At 46.3% G+C, this 20338-nt stretch carries 5 protein-coding genes; 1 reads left to right on the top strand and 4 read right to left on the bottom strand.

The window, feature by feature from the left end; genetic code table 11:
- From AACR09_RS15260 to AACR09_RS15245, 4 genes are all read right to left on the bottom strand, one after another.
- The coding region (locus AACR09_RS15260) for an efflux RND transporter permease subunit (protein WP_228010654.1) at positions 1-2896 on the bottom strand (2896 nt) is incomplete at its 3' end.
- Positions 2893-4632, bottom strand: coding sequence for an efflux RND transporter periplasmic adaptor subunit (locus tag AACR09_RS15255; RefSeq protein WP_193835321.1), 1740 nt, complete (start codon positions 4630-4632; stop codon positions 2893-2895). The genes AACR09_RS15260 and AACR09_RS15255, both read right to left, overlap by 4 nt.
- A gap of 11 nt (positions 4633-4643) precedes the next feature.
- A complete protein-coding gene (locus AACR09_RS15250) occupies positions 4644-6086 on the bottom strand; it encodes a TolC family protein (RefSeq protein ID WP_193835379.1) in 1443 nt (480 codons plus the stop codon).
- Between the two features lie 99 nt (positions 6087-6185).
- Positions 6186-6650 carry a hypothetical protein gene (locus AACR09_RS15245; protein WP_017102898.1) on the bottom strand — a complete coding sequence of 155 codons (465 nt, stop codon included), beginning with the start codon at positions 6648-6650 and terminating at the stop codon, positions 6186-6188.
- A 233-nt stretch (positions 6651-6883) separates the two neighbouring features.
- On the opposite strand from AACR09_RS15245, the gene AACR09_RS15240 reads away from it, so the two are divergent.
- Positions 6884-20182, top strand: coding sequence for a VCBS domain-containing protein (locus AACR09_RS15240; RefSeq protein WP_193835320.1), 13299 nt, complete (start codon positions 6884-6886; stop codon positions 20180-20182).
- Positions 20183-20338: the final 156 nt, after the last annotated feature.

Genomic DNA, 20338 nt, shown 5'->3' with positions numbered 1-20338 from the left:
CCGTTAAGTCTTCACTCTGAAGTGCTTGCTGGTTCTGCTCCGCATCCAATTTCTTGTAGTGCCATGCTTGGTTTAGGTAGACCAACATGATCACACCTATCTCAACAGCTACCCCGGCAAGGGCGATAAAGCCCACACCTACCGCAATCGAGAAGTTGTAATTGAGGACATGCATCAGCCATAGGCCACCAACCATTGCGAGTGGCAATGTCAGCATGATCATCATCACCTCACCGACACGGCGGAAGCTGAGGTAGAGCAACAACATGATGATGGCGATTGTGATTGGCACAACGACACTCAAACGCTCCTTCGCACGCTCCATGTATTCGTATTGACCAGACCACGCCAATGAATAACCCGCAGGTAAGACGATTTGATCTGTAACGATTTTTTGCGCCTCTGCCACATAAGAACCAAGGTCGCGACCTTCGATGTCAACGAACACCCAACCATTAGGACGCGCGTTCTCCGTCTTAATCATTGGTGGTCCATCTTCATAGCGAATATCTGCAACATCAGACAAAGCAATTCGCGCTCCATTTGGTGTCACTAACGGCAGGTTCTGCAGCTTAACGACAGAATCACGATAGCTTTGTGGGTAACGGACATTGATTGGGTAACGCTCTAGCCCCTCAACGGTTTCACCCACGTTCATGCCACCAACCGCAGTCGAGATAACCTGTTGCACTTCTTTAATGCTCAAGCCATATCGCGCAGCAGAGCGGCGTTTAATGTCTATCGTCACATAACGACCGCCCGCAACACGCTCGGCGTAGACAGAAGCCGTACCACTCACGTTGTTGAGGATGGGTTCAAGTTGCGAACCAATATCTTCAATCACACTCAGCTCTGGGCCAGCGATTTTGATACCGATTGGGGTTTTGATACCGGTCGCTAACATGTCGATACGGGTTTTGATTGGCATAACCCACGCATTGGTTAAACCTGGGAACTGAATCAGATCATCAAACTCTTTACGCAGAGACTCAGTAGTGACGCCGTCACGCCACTCATCTCGCGGTTTAAGCTGAATCACGGTTTCAACCATGGTTAACGGTGCAGGATCGGTTGCTGTCTCTGCTCGGCCAATTTTGCCCCAAGTGGTTTCGACTTCTGGAATAGTTTTGATGAGCTTGTTGGTTTGTTGCAACAACTCACGAGCCTTACCTATTGAGATACCCGGATACGTGGTTGGCATGTACATCAAATCCCCTTCGTCCAAAGGAGGGATGAATTCACTACCAAGCTTACTGGTTGGGTAATAAGCAGACGCCATTAAGCCAAGTGCGATAACAATCATCACCTTTGGATATTTTAGGCTGAGATTTAGAAGCGGCTTGTACATCGCCACTAGGCTGCGGTTTACTGGGTTTTTGTGTTCAGGTAGCACGTTGCCACGAATGAAGTAACCCATTAGCACAGGCACAAGCGTGATAGCCAAACCGGCTGCAGCGGCCATTGCATACGTCTTGGTAAACGCAAGTGGCGAGAACATCTTGCCCTCTTGGCCTTCTAACGCGAACACAGGCACAAAACTCAAGGTAATGATAATCAGAGAGAAGAACAGCGGCGCGCCAACTTCTTCTGCTGCCTTACCAATCACTTGCCAACGGTTTTTGTCAGTGAGCGGAGTCCGTTCAATGTGTTTATGAACGTTCTCGATCATCACTATGGCACCATCCACCATGGCGCCAATCGCAATCGCGATCCCGCCAAGAGACATGATATTGGCGTTAATACCCTGCCAATGCATCACAATGAATGCACCTAAGATACCAACAGGCAGACTTAGAGCGATAACCAGCGATGAACGAATATGGAACAAGAACAGCGCACACACCACGGCGACCACGATGAACTCTTCAGCCAGCTTCTTCCAAAGGTTTTCAACGGCTGAATCAATCAAAGTCGAACGGTCATAAGTCGCGACAATCTCGACACCATCAGGTAAGCCGGCTTGCAACTCAGCGAGTTTGGATTTAACTGAGTCGATCACTTCACTGGCATTTTCACCAAAGCGCATCACGATAACGCCGCCAACCGCCTCGCCCTCACCGTTGAGCTCAGAGATACCACGACGCATTTGCGGTCCAAGGTTGATGTCAGCAATGTCACCTAATAGCAACGGAGTACCTTTGTCGGTCACTTTTAGCGGCAGAGATTGAATGTCTTCGATGCTTGTCAGGTAGCCGGTTGTACGAACCATGTGCTCGGCTTCAGCAATCTCGACAACAGACGCACCTGTTTCTTGATTACCATCTTGGATTGCCTTATTAACCTGTTGAAGCGTTAAGTCGTAAGCACGTAACTTGGCAGGATCAATCTGTACTTGGTACTGCTTCACCATGCCGCCAACGGTCGCCACTTCAGACACGCCTTCTACGGTTTGCAATTCATACTTCAAGAACCAATCTTGCAAACTACGGAGTTCCGCTAAGTCGTGCTGACCAGTTTTGTCTTGCAATACATAGCTGTAAACCCAACCCACACCGGTTGCATCTGGCCCTAATGTTGGCTTAGCACTCGAAGGCAAGTTAGGTGCAACTTGGCTTAAGTACTCCAACACTCGTGAACGCGCCCAGTACATATCGGTATCGTCATTGAAGATGATATAGACATAGGAATCACCAAAGAACGAGTAACCACGAACTGTTTCAGCACCCGGTACAGCTAACATGGCGGTGGTCAATGGATAAGTCACCTGATCCTCAACCACTTGCGGCGCTTGTCCCGGATAACTGGTTTTGATGATCACCTGAACGTCTGACAGATCTGGAATAGCATCGACCGGTGTATTTTTAACGCTGTATAAGCCGCCAAATATGATGGCTACAGTAGCAACCAGCACTAAGAAGCGGTTGCTAATAGACCAGCGAATGATTGCATTGATCATAATGTGCCCTCATCCGTGCTATTCGTCGGTTCGAGAGATTTGAGCGTGTAGTCAGAACCTTGCTTCGCCACTAGAAACCGAATGGTTTGACCCTCGGCAAACTCAGATAAATCAAGGTCATCACTGGCTTGGAAATTCATTTCACCCGCTTTCCAATTCCACTCAGGGACAGGCTGATGTTTTACGGTGATCATGCCAAAATCTGACATCAACATGGTGATGTCACCCGTTACCCAAACTTCGCCGGCGATCTTGTGTTTGTTGACCTTGTAATCCACAACCTCGTACTGCCCTGACTCTGTCTTTCGCATCTCAAAGTCAATTGCCTTACCACGTTGCACGTCACTCATGTCTAAGCTTTCCGCAAAGGTGAAATTCATCACCATGCCCGGCCAATCCCATTCAGGAACAGGCTGATGGTTAATCGTCACCATGCGACTGGCTTGCATAACATCGGAAATTTCGCCATTTGCCCACACGGTTTCAGCTTCTTCCTCAACACCATTGATGCGTGACAGATCAGCAGATTGGCTCGATTCAGAATCCAACATGAAGTGCGCAGAAGTGACAATACTCTCACCTTGCTCTAGCCCTTGAAGCACCTCTATTTTTTCGCCAGCTTCACGACCAACTTCAATACGAGCAGAGCGATACTTGCCAGAACCTTCTGACATCACCACTCGAGTCATACCACCGGAGTGAATCACCGAAGATCTTGGGATAGTAAGAACGGCTTCATCGCTGATGGGTTTCAGCGCAATATTGGCGAACATATTTGGCTTAAGCTCGCCATTTGGATTGGAGAACTTCAAACGAACGCGCAAGGTTCGAGTTTTTGGGTCAAGGATTGGGTACACGTAATCGACATTACCCAACCACTCTTTGCCAGGAATGGCATCTAGCGTCATCACCGCATTGCTGCCTGACGAGATCCAGTGCGCTTGACGCTCAAACACCTCAGCATCAACCCATACTTCGCCTAATGGGCCAGCACTGATCACCGCTTGTGCAGGTGAAAGATAACCACCTTCTCGGATATTCAAACTTGCGATGACACCATCGGCTGGCGCTTTGACTTCAATGGTTTGTGAGGCTTTGCCTTTGCGCGTAATAGCGCGGATTTGAGTCTTATCAACACCCAAGGTAATCAAGCGTTCAGTCGAGCCCTTGATCAAACCTTTACGACCCGTTTTATAAGCACTGATCAACTCTTCTTGTGCTTTAACAAGCTCTGGAGAATAGAGTGTGAAAAGCACATCACCTTTGTTTACCTTCTCACCCACTGCGTTGATGGAGAGCTTCTCAACCCAACCAGCTGCTCTTACGTTGGTTTGCCACAATGTACTTTCATCGAACGCCACATAACCCACGGTTTCAATCCGAGGAGACAGCGCTTCGAACTTAACTTTCGCAGTTTTGACACCCAGATTATTTTCTACCGACGAATCAATAAACACGGTTCCGGGCTTATCTTTAACACCACTTGAGTCATCCGCGTAAACAGGGATTAAATCCATCCCCATAGGTGACTGACCCGGCTTGTCTCTCTGATAATTTGGATCCATCGGAGCCACCCAATACAGAGGTTCATCCTTGGCCTGTTTACTTACTTCGGCGTCTGTACTCGTTGCCATTGCTGACATGTTATGTGCTGACCCAACGACAAAGTGATTCACACTAAAACCCAATGCTCCACCGACCAATAAAGCGATAGTCGCTACTTTTACTGTATTCATTGTCTATTCCCTTATTGATTGGCTGTGTGTTTAGTTGCGCTTGAGTTGAGTTGTGGTTGGTTTACTTGGTATTCAAAGCCACTGACTAACGCCGCCAGTTTGCTGTTAACGATGTTGAGATCGGTGATCAAACGTTGTTGCTCTAACTTAAGCGCCAGCTCATCGGTCGTTGCTAAAATGACATCGTTAAACTGAGCGGTATTGTTTTGATAGCCCCTTTCAACCGCGCTGATTCGTGCTGCGGTTTGAGGAAGCAAGGACGTTTGATAGCGATCTAATCGCTGGATCAGATTTGATCTGTCCACCAGCAATGCATTCACTTGCGCGTTCATTTTGGAAAGTAAGGTGTCTTTTTGAGATTTAACCGCACCAACTTGATACTGAGCAGCCGATAAGTTCTTATCTTGTCGATTCCCCGTAAACAGCGGGATGTCGACAGTCAGATAGGCACTCACCAGATCAGAAGCTGGTTCACCCGCCATGTTATTGGCTTGACGGTGTGCATACATCACTTCCACCCCAAACTGCGGGGTATAAGCTTGCTCGGCTAACTCAACCTGAGTTTGATTGGAGGAAATACTGACATCGGAGATCTTAACCAAAGGATGGTCAGTCAGTAGCTGGTAGTGCTTAGTTGAATCGATATTGGTCGCTAATTTGCTTTCCAACAACGACCAATCGATTTGGTTAGTTGCATTCAGTATGCCCTGAGAATCAAGAACCTGAGAGCCTAGCCAATCAGATCCCAACCATTCAGAAAGCTGAGAGATTAAGCGGCGCTGAACTTGCTGGTTTGCCTGAAGTTTCTCGTCAAGCTTGCTCACTTGAAGCTGAGCATTAAGCAGATCTTGCGCTTCACTTTTACCAATCGAGTAATTGGTTTGTACATAGTTTTCAAGCTCAACCAACAAGCGACGATTTTGACGAATCACCGACTCAGCTTTTTGTTGATAACCTAACTCAAGCCAAAGCTGCGTCATGCTATTCGCAACCGTCAATTCTCTTGCTTGCACCTGCAAAGCTAAAGCATCTGCCTGTTGGCCTGCCTTTTTCTGTTGAAGGTTAAGCGTATCGCCACGCTCAAACTGCTGCATCAACCCTACCGATATATTGGTCATCGGATCTTCATCGAATTGAAAGCTATCGACAGGCAAACCGCCAAATCCAACTTTTAATTTTGGGTCCATTAAGGTCGAGCTGGCAATGCCCGTTTCTCGCATCGCTTGAGACTGAGCAAAGTACTGTTTGCGATTTCCATCTTCGCTTAAAGCAATCTCAATCAGTGTATTGAGTTGCTGCGTCGAGCTTGCTTGATCATGTGCTGAAAGGTGTTGAGCATTTGAAACTGACGCCGTGGTAGCCGCGAGCGTAGCACTTGAAAACAAGGCGATAGGCAAGGTAGCAGCAACCACTAAGCTCGTGTTCATGACAAACACAGAGGTTGTTGGTTTCATATTCACAATGAATGTCCATATCTAGCGCTAATTAGCGCATAAAAAAGAATGGCTTATCAGGTTTATCTAACTGATAGAGCTGTATTTTTAGATATAGATTTATGCGGAAGGTGGGCGTAGCAAAGATTGAGCGCGTGCGACTTTCTGGCCAATCGTGACCGATTGAAAACGAGCTAATGAAAAGGAAAGTTGATCAACGGCTTGAACAGCCTGAATTGGATAGGGACTTGCAGAACACATTGAGGCACAGCAATCGGCACTCGAACAATGGTTACCCATCATAGGACTGCCGTCTTCGCTCATTGAAGACATATCGAATTGAGCCATCAAAGCATGAGCACTCATGTTAGAGTCTTCAGGGTGTACTTCTTCACTCATCACATGACACCCTGCCATTGAATCATTAACCGAAGTATCGCTGTGGTAACAAGCCGACTTGCTCGACCCCATTTCCATCATCATTACTTCAGTCATCAAGGCTGAGGAGCTTGAGGCATAGCTAGACATCAACATCGCAATGATGCTGAAAACAATAATCCAAGTTTTTCGGAATGTGTTTGTCATAGCTTACCTTTGAATTTACAACGCAACTATAAACGTTCCCCTTAGGGTAAGGTCAATGCCATTGTGCCGATATTTACCTGACCGTTGAAAAAGTATTCATCCTCTCTTTCATCAAAATGAGATAATTCTTCGACTTTGCAGTTTTTTCTTTAAAAATTATCCAATTAGCTAGCGAAACCTCTATCTGTGTATTTTACTTAAGACAGTGCAACCACGATTCACGGATGATAAAAATGGCTAACAAAAAAAACGTCGAAACAAACAAGAAAAATACAGAAATCAAAAATAAGAAAAGTAACGAGATAGAACAAAAGAAACCAACACAAAAAAAGAAGCGCAGACTGCATTCACATCTAAAAGTGAATATCCCACTTTTTCAGTCACTCATGATGATTTTGCCATCATTGGCTAAACACGCTGCTGCGGAAAGTATAGACAATTCCAGCGACGCTGCAGATCAAGTAACCGAAAATAACGTGACCGAAAAAGATGTCACCGATGACCATAGCAAGGCGGACTCATCAGCGGTTGCTCTCCAAGAAGCTCAGACGAGTGACAGCGACGTAAACTCCACCTTAAGTGCAAGTCATGCCGCCCATGGTTCGAGCTCTCACTTGGTTCCTTCTCATCATTTGTCGACGCTTTCTCACCCGCAAGTCCATTACATTCCTTCGGTATCGATGCCGACTATCTCCTCAGGGAGTAACGGTCAGCCGACTCATTCGAATGCGCCTACGACGCCCGCTTTACCTGTCACCTTTATGCCAGAAGTCATAAAAGGTACGTACGGAGAGCTTCATGTTGATGCAAATGGTCAATACACATTCGTATTGAATCCAAATTCTCCTCAATACATCCTGTTAAATCAGCACCAACCAGGTACTGACCATTTTGCGTTACATCTATCTAATGGCTCGAGCATCATTGTCCAGATACCAATAACAGGTAAGCAAGACACGCCAAGTATTTCTGGAGACTTAACAGGTGTCGTAACAGAAGATCACAATATTGATTCACAAGGCTTGTTACATGCGAACGGCAAAATCGATGTCATAGACCCTGACCAAAATGAAAGTTCGGTTACACCGGAAGTTATCTCAGGTAAATATGGTTCATTAACTATCGATGCTGATGGACATTGGCAATATCAAGTTGATAACTCGCTCTCTAATGTTCAAGCTTTAACCGCTGCCACTTCACTGCATGAAAGTTTCACAATTCACACCAAAGATGGCACACCGCAAACGATCGATATGACGATTGGCGGAAACGACGACAATGCCGTAATTACGGGTGTGGATGCTGGCACGTTAACTGAAGATTTAACGACACAAGTTCAAGGGCAGCTTTCGGTAACAGATTCAGATCTTGGAGAAGATCATTTTCAGGCATCACAAGTAACTAGCAATTTCGGTACGCTAAGCATCACCAAAGACGGTGCGTGGACATACAATTTAGACAACAATAACCCAGTAGTTCAAAAACTTGGCCAAGGTTCAACTGCGACAGACATCGTCACTGTTCACTCAGCTGATGGTACAGCGCATCAAGTTATGGTTACGATCAATGGCACCAACGACCATGCAGTAATCACGAGTAGTACAGCAAATTCACCAAGTTCGTTTTTCGCTATCGGGACAAGTAATGGCTCAAGCCAAGTTACTGAAGATAAAGATCTAACGGTTTCGGGCCAGCTCAACATCACCGATATCGACTCAAAAGAGGCGCATTTTTCTAATTCCGACCTCAAGGGGACACTGGGTACTTTACACCTTAAAGACAATGGCGATTGGAGCTACGACCTAGATAATAAAAACCCAAAAGTACAGGCTCTTGGTCAAGGCTCTGCGACAACAGACATCATAACCATCCACTCCGCCGACGGCACTCCTCATCAAATTGCAATTACCGTTAACGGCACCAATGATAAAGCCGTGATAAGCGGAACCAGTGCCGGCGTGGTAACCGAAGAGTCCCAACTTCAGACCTCGGGCATACTGACTGTTACGGATGTGGATACCGGTGAAGCGCACTTCGCTACTTCATCCACAGGAAGTACCTATATTGCAGGCTCGTTTGGTACGCTTCATCTGACTGATACTGGCTCTTGGACGTACGATCTTGATAATACAAATCCTAAAGTTCAAGCATTGGGCAAAGGAGCAACCGCTACCGACACCATCACCGTTCATTCTGCTGATGGCACGCCGCATCAAGTGACTATCACAGTAAATGGCACTAACGACGCCGCAACTGTCAGTAGCGCGACCGTTGCCATCGATGAAACCGACAAAGCGGTAACGACATCAGGCACGCTAATCAGCACCGATTTGGATAACCCGGATAACACCTTTACACCAGATTCGATCACGGGAGCCCACGGTGATTTAACCATTGATGCCAACGGGCATTGGGTGTTCACCGCGAACAACGCATTTAACCAATTAAACGTCGGCGATAAAGTCGAAGAGACTTTCACTGTCTCGTCTATTGATGGCACACCGTCGACCATAAAAGTGACGATTAACGGCACTAACGATGCCGCTACTGTCAGCAGCGCGACCATTGCCATCGATGAAACTGACAAAGCGGTAACAACCTCAGGCACGCTAACCAGTACCGATGTTGATAACCCAGACAATACGTTTACGCCGGATTCTATTGCAGGCACCAACGGCGACCTAACTGTTGACGCCAATGGTCATTGGGTCTTCACGGCCAATAGCGCGTTTAATCAACTGAACGTCGGCGATAAAGTCGAAGAAACCTTCACGGTGTCGTCTGTTGATGGCACACCGTCGACCATTAAAGTCACGATTAACGGGACTAATGACGCAGCTACTGTCAGCAGTGCGACCGTTGCCATCGATGAAACCGACAAAGCGGTAACCACCTCAGGCACGTTGACCAGTACTGACGTGGATAATCCAGATAATTCATTTACGCCGGGGGCTATTTCAGGCACCAACGGTGACCTGACTATTGATGCCAATGGTCATTGGACGTTCACTGCGAACAGTGCGTTTAACCAATTGAATGTCGGCGATAAGGTCGAAGAGACCTTCACGGTGTCGTCTATTGATGGCACACCGTCCACCATCAAGGTGACGATTAACGGGACTAACGACGCCGCTACTGTCAGCAGTGCGACCGTCGCCATCGATGAGACTGACAAAGCAGTAACCACATCAGGAACATTGACCAGTACCGATGTAGACAACCCAGACAATACGTTTACGCCGGATTCTATTTCAGGTACCAACGGTGACCTGACTATTGACACCAATGGTCATTGGGTGTTCACCGCCAACAGCGCGTTTAATCAACTAAACGTTGGCGACAAAGTCGAAGAAACCTTCACTGTCTCGTCTATTGATGGCACAGCGTCAACGATCAAAGTCACGATTAATGGCACTAACGATGCAGCGACAGTCAGTACCGCAACAGTCAGTGTGGATGAGACTGACAAAGCAGTAACGACATCAGGCACGTTAACCAGTACTGACGTAGATAATACAGATAATACCTTCACGCCAGATTCCATTGCAGGCACCAATGGCGACCTGACTATCGATGCCAGTGGACATTGGATGTTCACCGCTAACAGCGCGTTTAATCAATTGAACGTCGGCGATAAGGTCGAAGAGACCTTCACTGTATCGTCTATTGATGGCACATCCTCGACCATCAAGGTCACGATTAACGGAACCAATGACAAAGCCGTGATAAGCGGAACAAGTACCGGCGTGGTAACCGAAGAATCTCAGCTTAAAACCTCTGGCTCACTGACTGTGACTGATGTTGATGCCGGTCAAGCACACTTCTCCAATACCGATATTGCTGGGACTTTGGGCACCTTACACCTCACTAATTCGGGGACATGGACTTACGACTTAGATAACACCAACCCAACCGTTCAAGCGTTAGGTAAAGGAACAACCGCTACCGATACCATTACTGTTCATTCTGCTGACGGCACACCACATCAAATTACTATTACGGTTAATGGCACTAACGACAAGGCCATCATTGGCGGGACAAACTCTGGTGCAGTGACTGAAGAATCTCAACTTCAGACGTCAGGTACACTGACTGTCACTGACGTAGATACTGGTGAAGCACACTTCTCCAACACTGATATTGCAGGCACATTAGGCACTTTACATTTAACTGATACCGGCACTTGGACTTACGATTTAGATAATACGAATCCACAAGTTCAAGCCTTAGGTAAAGGCGCGACAGCGACTGATACTATTACTGTCAACTCAGCAGATGGTACGCCGCATCAAATTACCATTACGGTGAATGGGACTAATGATACGGCTGTAATTGGTGGGACTTCTGCAGGCGCAGTGACCGAAGAAACGCAGTTACAAACCTCAGGCTCGCTGACTATTACAGATACCGATACCGGTGAAGCACACTTCTCAAATACTGATATTAAAGGCTCGCTTGGGACATTGCATTTAACCGATGCTGGGCAGTGGACTTACGATTTAGATAACACAAACCCAACGGTGCAAGCCCTAGGTAAAGGCGCTGCAACAACCGATACCATTACAGTTACTTCAGCAGATGGTACAACTCACCAAGTGACCATTGCCGTTAATGGAACTAATGACAAGGCTGTTATTACTGGTACAAATACGGGAGCAGTTACCGAAGATCAAGATTTAACAAATCAGTTGAATGTTCACCCAAACTACATGCTTACACAAGGCAAGCTATTCATTACCGATGTAGATACGAATGAAGCTACATTTCCGATGCAATCTGGCATTGTTGGCGACCACGGGATCGGCTCATTTACACTTATACCAAGTGGCATTTGGCTATTTTCCGCAGATTCAAAACAAGCGGCTGTTCAGGCTTTAGGTGTTGGTGAAACTTTAACAGAGTCGACAACAATAACGTCGGTTGATGGCACACAGAAAACTATTTTGGTAACCATCAATGGTACCAATGATGCACCTGTTATCACCCCTGTTGCGACGCAAACGGTAACCGAGGATGGCAGTAAAACCATTACCTTCCATGCAACGGATATTGATACGACGGATACGTTGACCCCGAGTGTGTCAGCGACACACGGTAGTGCCTCGCTGAATGCGCAAGGTGAAATCGTGTTTACGCCTGATGCTAATTACAATGGTCCTGCTTCAGTTGTTCTTTCAGTGACTGATGGGCATACGACAACCAGTCAAACTATCAATGTTGATGTAACACCGGCAAACGATGCGCCTGTTATTAATCCGATTGTGCCAGTGAGCGCCACTGAAGATGGTGCAGTAGTCACAGGTCAACTCACCTCAACGGATATTGATACGGGTGATACTGCAACCTTCACAACCACATCAACACAGGGTGGATTTACACTCAATACAGATGGTAGCTACAACCTAGACCCAACAGATGCAAGCTTCCAACACCTTAAAGCAGGTGAGATAAGCACGTTCACTATCCCTGTTACCGTGACCGATTCTGCAGGTGCAACAGATACTAAAGATTTAGTGATTACGGTGACGGGCACGAATGATACGCCGGTCATTAGTGGTGTCGATACGGGGGCATTAAAAGAAGATGTGAGCGTTAATCCTCAGAGTAATGAACTGACTGCGACAGGTAAGTTAGATATTGTCGATATAGATACAGGTGAAGGTAGTTTTATATCCCATGGATTTAACAAAACGGCCCTACAAGGTCATTATGGTAAATTGGAGATCAGTCAAGATGGGAGCTGGAGTTACTCTGCCGATAATTCTCAAACAGCGATTCAATCCTTAGGCGAAGGTGAGCAGTTAACAGATACAATTAAAGTGACTTCGAAAGACGGTACAACGCATGATGTCGTGGTAACCATCAATGGCACTAATGATAAAGCCGTGATTGGCGGATCTAATACTGGCGCAGTAACAGAAGAATCTCAACTTCAGACCTCAGGCACACTGACTGTCACCGATGTCGATACAGGCGAAGCACACTTTGCGAATACTGATATCCAAGGCTCCTTAGGTACATTACATCTAACAGATAATGGCGCTTGGACCTACGACTTAGATAACACTAACCCAGCAGTTCAAGCGTTAGGTAATGGCGCAACCGCTACTGATACCATTACCGTTCATTCAGCCGATGGCACACCTCATCAAGTCACCATTACGGTGAACGGCACTAATGATAATGCTGTGGTCGGTGGAGTAGATACTGCAAGCGTCACTGAGAAAGCGGCTGGAGATAATATGTCACCAGATCATGCTCAATCCGGTATGGCGACACTTCGAGTTAGTACACTAAACGCTAATGGACATTTATCTGTGATTGATCCTGACTCTGGTCAGTCTGGCTTTGCTGATAATAATGTGGGGTATAACTATCACGGGACATATGGTGACTTAATTTTAAATCCAAATGGCGATTGGAATTACTATGCCGATGCTGGAAGTCTCAGTCACATTGGTGGAAGGCCCACAACCAGAGGCTCCGCTATCGATAAATTAGGTGAGGGTGAAACACTCACAGACACTATCACCGTTCACACAAAAGATGGAACACCACATAATATAGTCATCACTATCAATGGTAGTAACGACAGGCCTTATTGCTCTTCAGAAGTACAACTCAACGCAGGTACTGAAGATACGAGACAAACCATTACAGCTGCACAACTGTTACAAAATTCAATAGATGTCGATAAAAATGACTCTGGACTGCTTACAGTAGCAAACCTTCATCCAGATCACGGTTCGATTTTAGATAACCAAAATGGTACATACACTTTCACACCAGAAAAAGACTATAACGGTAAAGTTCATTTCACCTATGATGTCAAAGATGCACATGGCGGTGTCACTCATACTGGAGCTACCAGCAGTTTAAGTGCAGTTGCTGATAAAGCGGTTATAAGCGGTAGTGATACCGGAACGATTATTGAAGATCATAATGTGGGTCACAGTTCATTACAGCCTGTCGTTGCATCGGGTTTGCTGAGTGTGACAGATCCTGATGCAGGGCAAGACCATTTTCAGGTCAATCTGTTATTAGGAGAACAGGCGATTCACGATCCCTTTGGTGGTTTTTTACGCATTACACCAAGTGGCGCTTGGGGATATGAAGTAGCCAATAGTCGCTTGCAATCATTAGCTGAAGGTGAAGTAGAAAAAGTTGTATATCGTGTTTATTCTGCAGACCACACTGCTCACGATATAACAATAACGGTGACAGGCACCAATGATCAACCGACCATAACTGCGACGACACTTGCACATGGCACTGAAGATACACATTACCAAATGCAATCTAGTCAGTTTGGGTTCAACGATATCGACACAGGCGATACGCTACATTCCATAGCAATCACAGATCTACCACCAGCAACACAAGGTAAGTTTGTGCTTGATGGACACGATGTTACAACGGGACAACACATCCCTACAGCTGACATCAGTAAGCTTCAGTTCGTTCCTGCGCAAGATTTTAATGGCGATGTTCAGTTTAAATATACTGTTAACGATGGGCATACCGACTCTGCAGAGGCTACCAACACACTTCATATTGATGCGGTTGGGGATAAAGCCGTTATTACCGGTGTTGATACCGGCGATGTTCATGAAAACAGAAACCCTGATATGTCGCCAGACTTTGCCCAGCCAGGTATGGCGCATTTAACTAATAGTATGATTCATGTTGAGGGGCAACTAACAATCATCGATCCAGATACCGGCGAGAATAGTTTTGATTCTAAAGGTATTGGTTATACCTATCATGGAAAATATGGCCATTTGATTCTTAATACAGATGGTAAATGGTTTTATGGTGTTGCGACCGGCACTGCTGATGTAAATGGTGGATTAACAACAAATGTAGGATCGACGATTGATCAACTTGGTGCAAATGAGACACTCACTGATACGATAACGATACAAAGTAAAGACGGTACTACTCATGATATTGTTATCACCATTCATGGCGACAACGACCGTCCATACTGCTCTTCAGAAGTGCAGCTCAACAGCGGTAAAGAAGACCTCGCGCAAACCATCACGGCCACCGAACTCTTAGCAAACACTATAGACGTGGATAGCAACGACCTAGGCAAACTCACCGTTGCGAATCTTCACGCTGATCATGGTTCTATTCTAGATAATCAAGACGGCACATACACTTTTACCCCAACCAAAGACTATAACGGCCAAGTTCATTTTAGCTATGACGTGACAGATGCGCATGGCGGAACGACTCATACGGGGGCGTCTACCACACTCACCGCGACCCCAGACGGCGCCATCATTTCAGAAGTGACAACTGACCACGTCACTGAAGATGGTTCACACAGCAGCCACAATGCAGGGGTTACAACTGAGCTCGCGAATGGAAGACTACAAGTTGTGGATCCAGATAGCGGGGAGAATAAATTCCAGTACAGCCAGTTTGGTGAATCAGCAGTTCACGATCCGTTTGGTGGTATGTTACGTATTGATAGCATGGGCAATTGGGGGTACAGCGTTAATAATGCCAATTTACAACACCTTGCTCAAGGGCAAACTGAAACCGTTGTCTATCGTGTTCATAGTTATGATGGAACGGCATACGAGTTGCACATAGACGTTGTAGGCACCAATGATGCGCCAACCGTTACCCAAGTTGCGCTAAGTAACGGCACTGAAGACACGCATTATCAAATGCAAGCGAGTCAGTTTGGATTTACGGATGTTGATAGTGGCGATACGCTACATTCAGTTGCAATCACAGATCTACCACCAGCAACACAAGGTAAATTTGTGCTTGATGGACACGATGTTACAGCGGGGCAACACATCCCTACAGCTGACATCAGTAAACTTCAGTTCGTTCCTGCGCAAGATTTTAATGGCGATGTTCAGTTTAAATATACTGTTAACGATGGGTATGATGACTCACAAGAGGCTACTAACACTCTTCATATTGATGCGGTTGGTGACACAGCAGTAATCACTGGAACGACAACTGGCGATGTCGATGAAGGACATGGTACCTATCATGATCGGTCACCAAACTACGCACAGCTTGGGATGGCTAAATTAACCAATGACCCTTTATATACTGATGGCAAGTTAGAGATTATTGACCCAGACACTGGCGAAGCACAATTTGATACAAAAGGCATAGGCTACTCCTACCATGGCACTTATGGTCAATTAATACTAAATGCCGATGGTAATTGGCATTATAAGGTTACCGTTGGTAGTAACCAACAAAACGTAGCCACAAAGATCGATCAATTAGGCGATGGGCAAGAATTAACAGATACGATTACCATTTATTCTAAAGATGGTACTGCGCAAGACATAGTCATTACCATTCATGGTGATAATGATAGACCTTATATCAGTTCTGAAGTAACACTTTCCACAGGCACAGAAGATACAGCTCTTACTTTCACCAAAGCTGATTTATTAGCCAATACTGTCGACGTGGATGCCAATGACGCAGGTAAGCTTTCCATTGAGAATCTGTTAGTCGATCACGGCTCTGTAGTCGATAACAAAGACGGCACCTACACTTTTACTCCAACCAAAGACTATAACGGCCAAGTTCATTTTAGCTATGACGTCACAGATGCGCATGGCGGAACGACTCATACAGGAGCAAACACGTCTCTTGCTGCTGTTAATGATGCCGCCACATTTGCCGGTGACTCCAGTAGCATAAAAGAAGATACAAACATTCACCACAACGCGCATATCACGGGGTCAGCAACTATTCCAGATGCCCTTTCTTGTCATGGGCACCTGATTGTTTCTGACGCTGATGGTCATGGCGAAGCTGCATTAGATCTTAAGGGGCAACCGAAAATATCTCTGAATGGAACCTACGGTCATTTCGACATCACTAGTACTGGGATATGGGTTTATAAAGCAGACAACAAGAGTACGCAGATTCAAGACTTAGACAATGGACAAACACTCACAGATAGCATTGAAGTCACATCAAAAGACGGTACCAAGCATTCAATAACCGTCACGATTAATGGGACCACCGATGATCCTGTTCTACACAGCCTCAGTGATTCTGGTGTTCAACATAGTGGCCCAGTTGAAGGGAATCTACTTACTGGCTCTGGGACGGATCAAGGATTGAGTGGTGCAGCAACAGACACCGATTCCAACGCACATCTGGTGTTGCAAGATATTCAAATAAAAGACCCGGTGTCAGGTTATGTCGCGGTAAGGCCGGGGCAACCACATACTATGGCCGGTATCGGTACACTCGCGATCGAAGCGAATGGTCATTATACCTTCACCCCGGAAGCTGGCTTTACAGGTAAAGTGCCAAGTATGGTTTATCGTGTCGGCGATGATGGTGGTAACCCAATAGGAGACTCTTCTCAAAACTCTCTCTCTATTGAAGTCACCCCTCCTCTACAACATGCGCCAACGGTGACAGGGCAAACCGTTTCTACAAATGAAGACATCACCAGAACCATTACGACCAGTGAATTTGGTTACAGTGATCAAGATGGCGATGCGTTACAGTTCGTGACTATTAGCAGCATACCGAGTCATGGATTATTACTTCTAAACGGTAACGCCGTAACCGCCAACCAGCAAATCAGTAAGGCAGACTTAGACGCAGGCCATTTAACTTTCACGCCGAACAATAATGAAAACGGCGCCAACTATGCGCAATTTACATTTACTGCGAATGATGGCCATAAAAATTCGGCAGGCGCAACGATGGTAGTGGATGTCAATGCAGTCAATGATGCACCTATCGTTGGATCGAGTTTTATTAGTTCTTTAGAAGATAAACCTCATGCGTTCACCACCGCAGACTTTAAATATTCTGATATTGATGGAGATGCGTTAAACCACATCACGATTACCAATGTCGCCCATGGCGTGTTATCGCTGAATGGCACCACAGTGAATGTTGGTGATAACGTCAGCGCCTCCGACGTTTCATCACTCATCTTCACCCCAACTCACAACTACTTTAGTTCTGGTGTCAGCGGATTAGGGGCGGTGCAATTTACCGCAAACGATGGTCATCTTGATTCAAAAGAAGGGTCAATACTCATTAATATAGCGAGTGTCGCTGACCCTGCAACATTCAGTGGAGACTCCACAGGAGTGGCCAAAGAAGACATAACACTTCAAGCTTCAGGTACGTTGACGGCGAGTGATCCTGATGGAACAACAGGGTTTACCACGGTACAGGGTGGAGCTGGAATAGCCGGAAGCAAAGGCTATGGGCACGCTCATATTGATGTAAATGGTCACTGGACTTACGACCTTGACAACAACCATCCTATAGTTCAACAGCTTGGCGAAGGTCAGACAGACACTGAAACCATCACGGTTCAATCTGCAGATGGCACGCACCATGATATCGTGGTTACCATTACCGGCACCAACGACGCACCGATTCTCGGCGTTAACCAGACATCATCAACAGCAGGTACATTAACAGAGACAGATGTCGACGTGAACGACACTCATACCTTCTCTATTGTCAGTTCAACAGGGCAATTCGGTTCATTGTCGGTAGATCCAAACACTGGTGACTACATCTACACACCAAATACGTCTATCACAGGAATGAGTTATAACTCTGCCACCAACTCCTATCATGGTGTCGATGTATTCGAAGTAAAAGTCAGTGACGGCCATACTGAAGATTCGAAATTCATCACCTTTGATGCCTCGGGACATGTCACCATGTCACCAACGGGTAGCTTAGTCACCTCGACGACTGTTCCGCACCAACCTGTGGTAACTGCGACGCAACCAACCTTGCCTTCAGGCACTAACGTCGCGCCAACGAACACCGTTACTCTGGATCTCGCGTCAACAAGCGATTCAGGTTCATCGCAAACTGACAACCTGACCAACGACACTACCCCAACGATTACCGGACACACTGATATTCCATTCTCGAAAGTCACGATTTACGATGGTTCCACACCCGTTGGACACTCGGTATCTGATGCCTCTGGCCAATATAGTGTTGCCGTAAGCAGCTTATCGGAGGGCGATCATAATCTATCCGCCAAAGCATTGGCTCCTTCGTCAGTGCTACCGGCTACATCTTCGCTTCTTTCCGTCCATATAGATACACAAGTACACGTCGGTATTCAAACAGACCCAATTACCGCCGACAATGTGATTAATGCTCAAGAATCCAACAGCTCCATTGACATCACCGGATCCGTTTCTGGCGATTATAATGCAGGCGACATTGTGACTTTAGATGTAAATGGGACACAGCATACTGGCGTGGTCGATGCAAAAGGACACTATTCAATTGCCGTACCTGGAAGTGAACTCATTGCCGATGCTGACCAAAAAATAGAGGCATCAGTAGCGGTAACAGATAGCGCAGGTAATAGCGCTCATGCCACTGCAGATGTTACTTACCAAGTCGATACACAGGTTAGCGTTCCTACGATTACCTTTGAAAACGCAGGGGCAGACAACTTATACAGCAAAGCTGAAATCGCCCGAGGACAAGCAAACACGATCACTGCAACCGTTACGCCTCCTGGTGATGCCAAAATCGGTGAGCATCTTGTCGTTAACGGTCAGGATCATGTATTAGATGCTCATACTCTACAGCACGGAATACAAATTGAAGTTCATCCGGGTTCTAATGTACAAGCAACAATGACTGACGAACACGGTAATACCGCAGGTAGCCAAGGTTTTGCTGCAAGCGCTATTCCTGAACCAATTATTGTCAGACCGCCATCGGGAAGCCACCAAGTGTCTGGCACACTTGGGGTGCCACCACTATTACCATCGTTAACTCCGGTACCAACAGCACAAAGCGGTTGGCGAATCCATTTACCTAATGGACAATATGTCACCAGCCACCATGGGCAATATGGAACATTAACCATTGACCCTCAAACCGGCCACTTACATTACCAAGAGCAAGCTCAGGTTCATACGGGCCCACATGGCAGCGCTTCTGGTATAGGTCAACACGAAGATAAATTTGAAGTAGCATTACAAGGGTCAAATCAAGATGAAGTGGTCGCCCATGTGAACATCCAGATACTCAGTCATGGGCCAGGAAATAGTGGAAAGCTGACAGTTGGAACTGAAGTGGTTGATATGACGATCACACCTTTAGTCCATACATCGCACCCTGCTCCACCGCCACCGCCTCCTGTTCAACATGACGAGCCAGACATGGCTTCGCAAGCCGACTTTACGGTCACACTAAGCGATGATAGCAATCTAGATTTAACCCAGCAGACCCATCAAGAACCCGATCAGAAAAGCAGTCACCATGGTGCAGCCGCTTATCTGGATGCATTGGGCATTAAACCCGATGCGACATCGACAACGGTTCACGATCAACCTGCGGATATGGATATCGTACTTGCACAAGTCGACCAACCAGATGCAGTAACACATGACCAAGCGCACTTGGATATGTCAGACGCGCTGGAACACCATGATGCAAACATCAACCATAACCAAGATGATGAGCACCACCACCACAACGATATCGATGGGTTACCGGACATAGATCCTAACTCATGACTTCAAGTGTAAGGTGCCTAATGCCTAGTGCTTAGTGCTAGTGCTAGTAACTTACCGCTTAAACTCTAGGCAAGCACAATCGGGAGCATTAATTGCTCCCGATTGTTTCTCTCTAAAGAACATACAAACTTGAAAAAACGACAATCAAAAAGGGAG

The sequence above is a fragment of the Vibrio sp. OPT20 genome (assembly GCF_963889365.1).
GTDB classification, from domain to species: domain Bacteria; phylum Pseudomonadota; class Gammaproteobacteria; order Enterobacterales; family Vibrionaceae; genus Vibrio; species Vibrio splendidus.
Note: the sequence above shows the minus strand (reverse complement) of the source record. Positions and strands in the feature narration are given on the sequence as shown.

Coding starts and splice junctions, on each gene's coding strand:
- AACR09_RS15255 (WP_193835321.1), bottom strand. CDS start 4,632: ATGAATACAGTAAAAGTAGCGACTATCGCTTTATTGGTCGGTGGAGCA.
- AACR09_RS15250 (WP_193835379.1), bottom strand. CDS start 6,086: ATGAAACCAACAACCTCTGTGTTTGTCATGAACACGAGCTTAGTGGTT.
- AACR09_RS15245 (WP_017102898.1), bottom strand. CDS start 6,650: ATGACAAACACATTCCGAAAAACTTGGATTATTGTTTTCAGCATCATT.
- AACR09_RS15240 (WP_193835320.1), top strand. CDS start 6,884: ATGGCTAACAAAAAAAACGTCGAAACAAACAAGAAAAATACAGAAATC.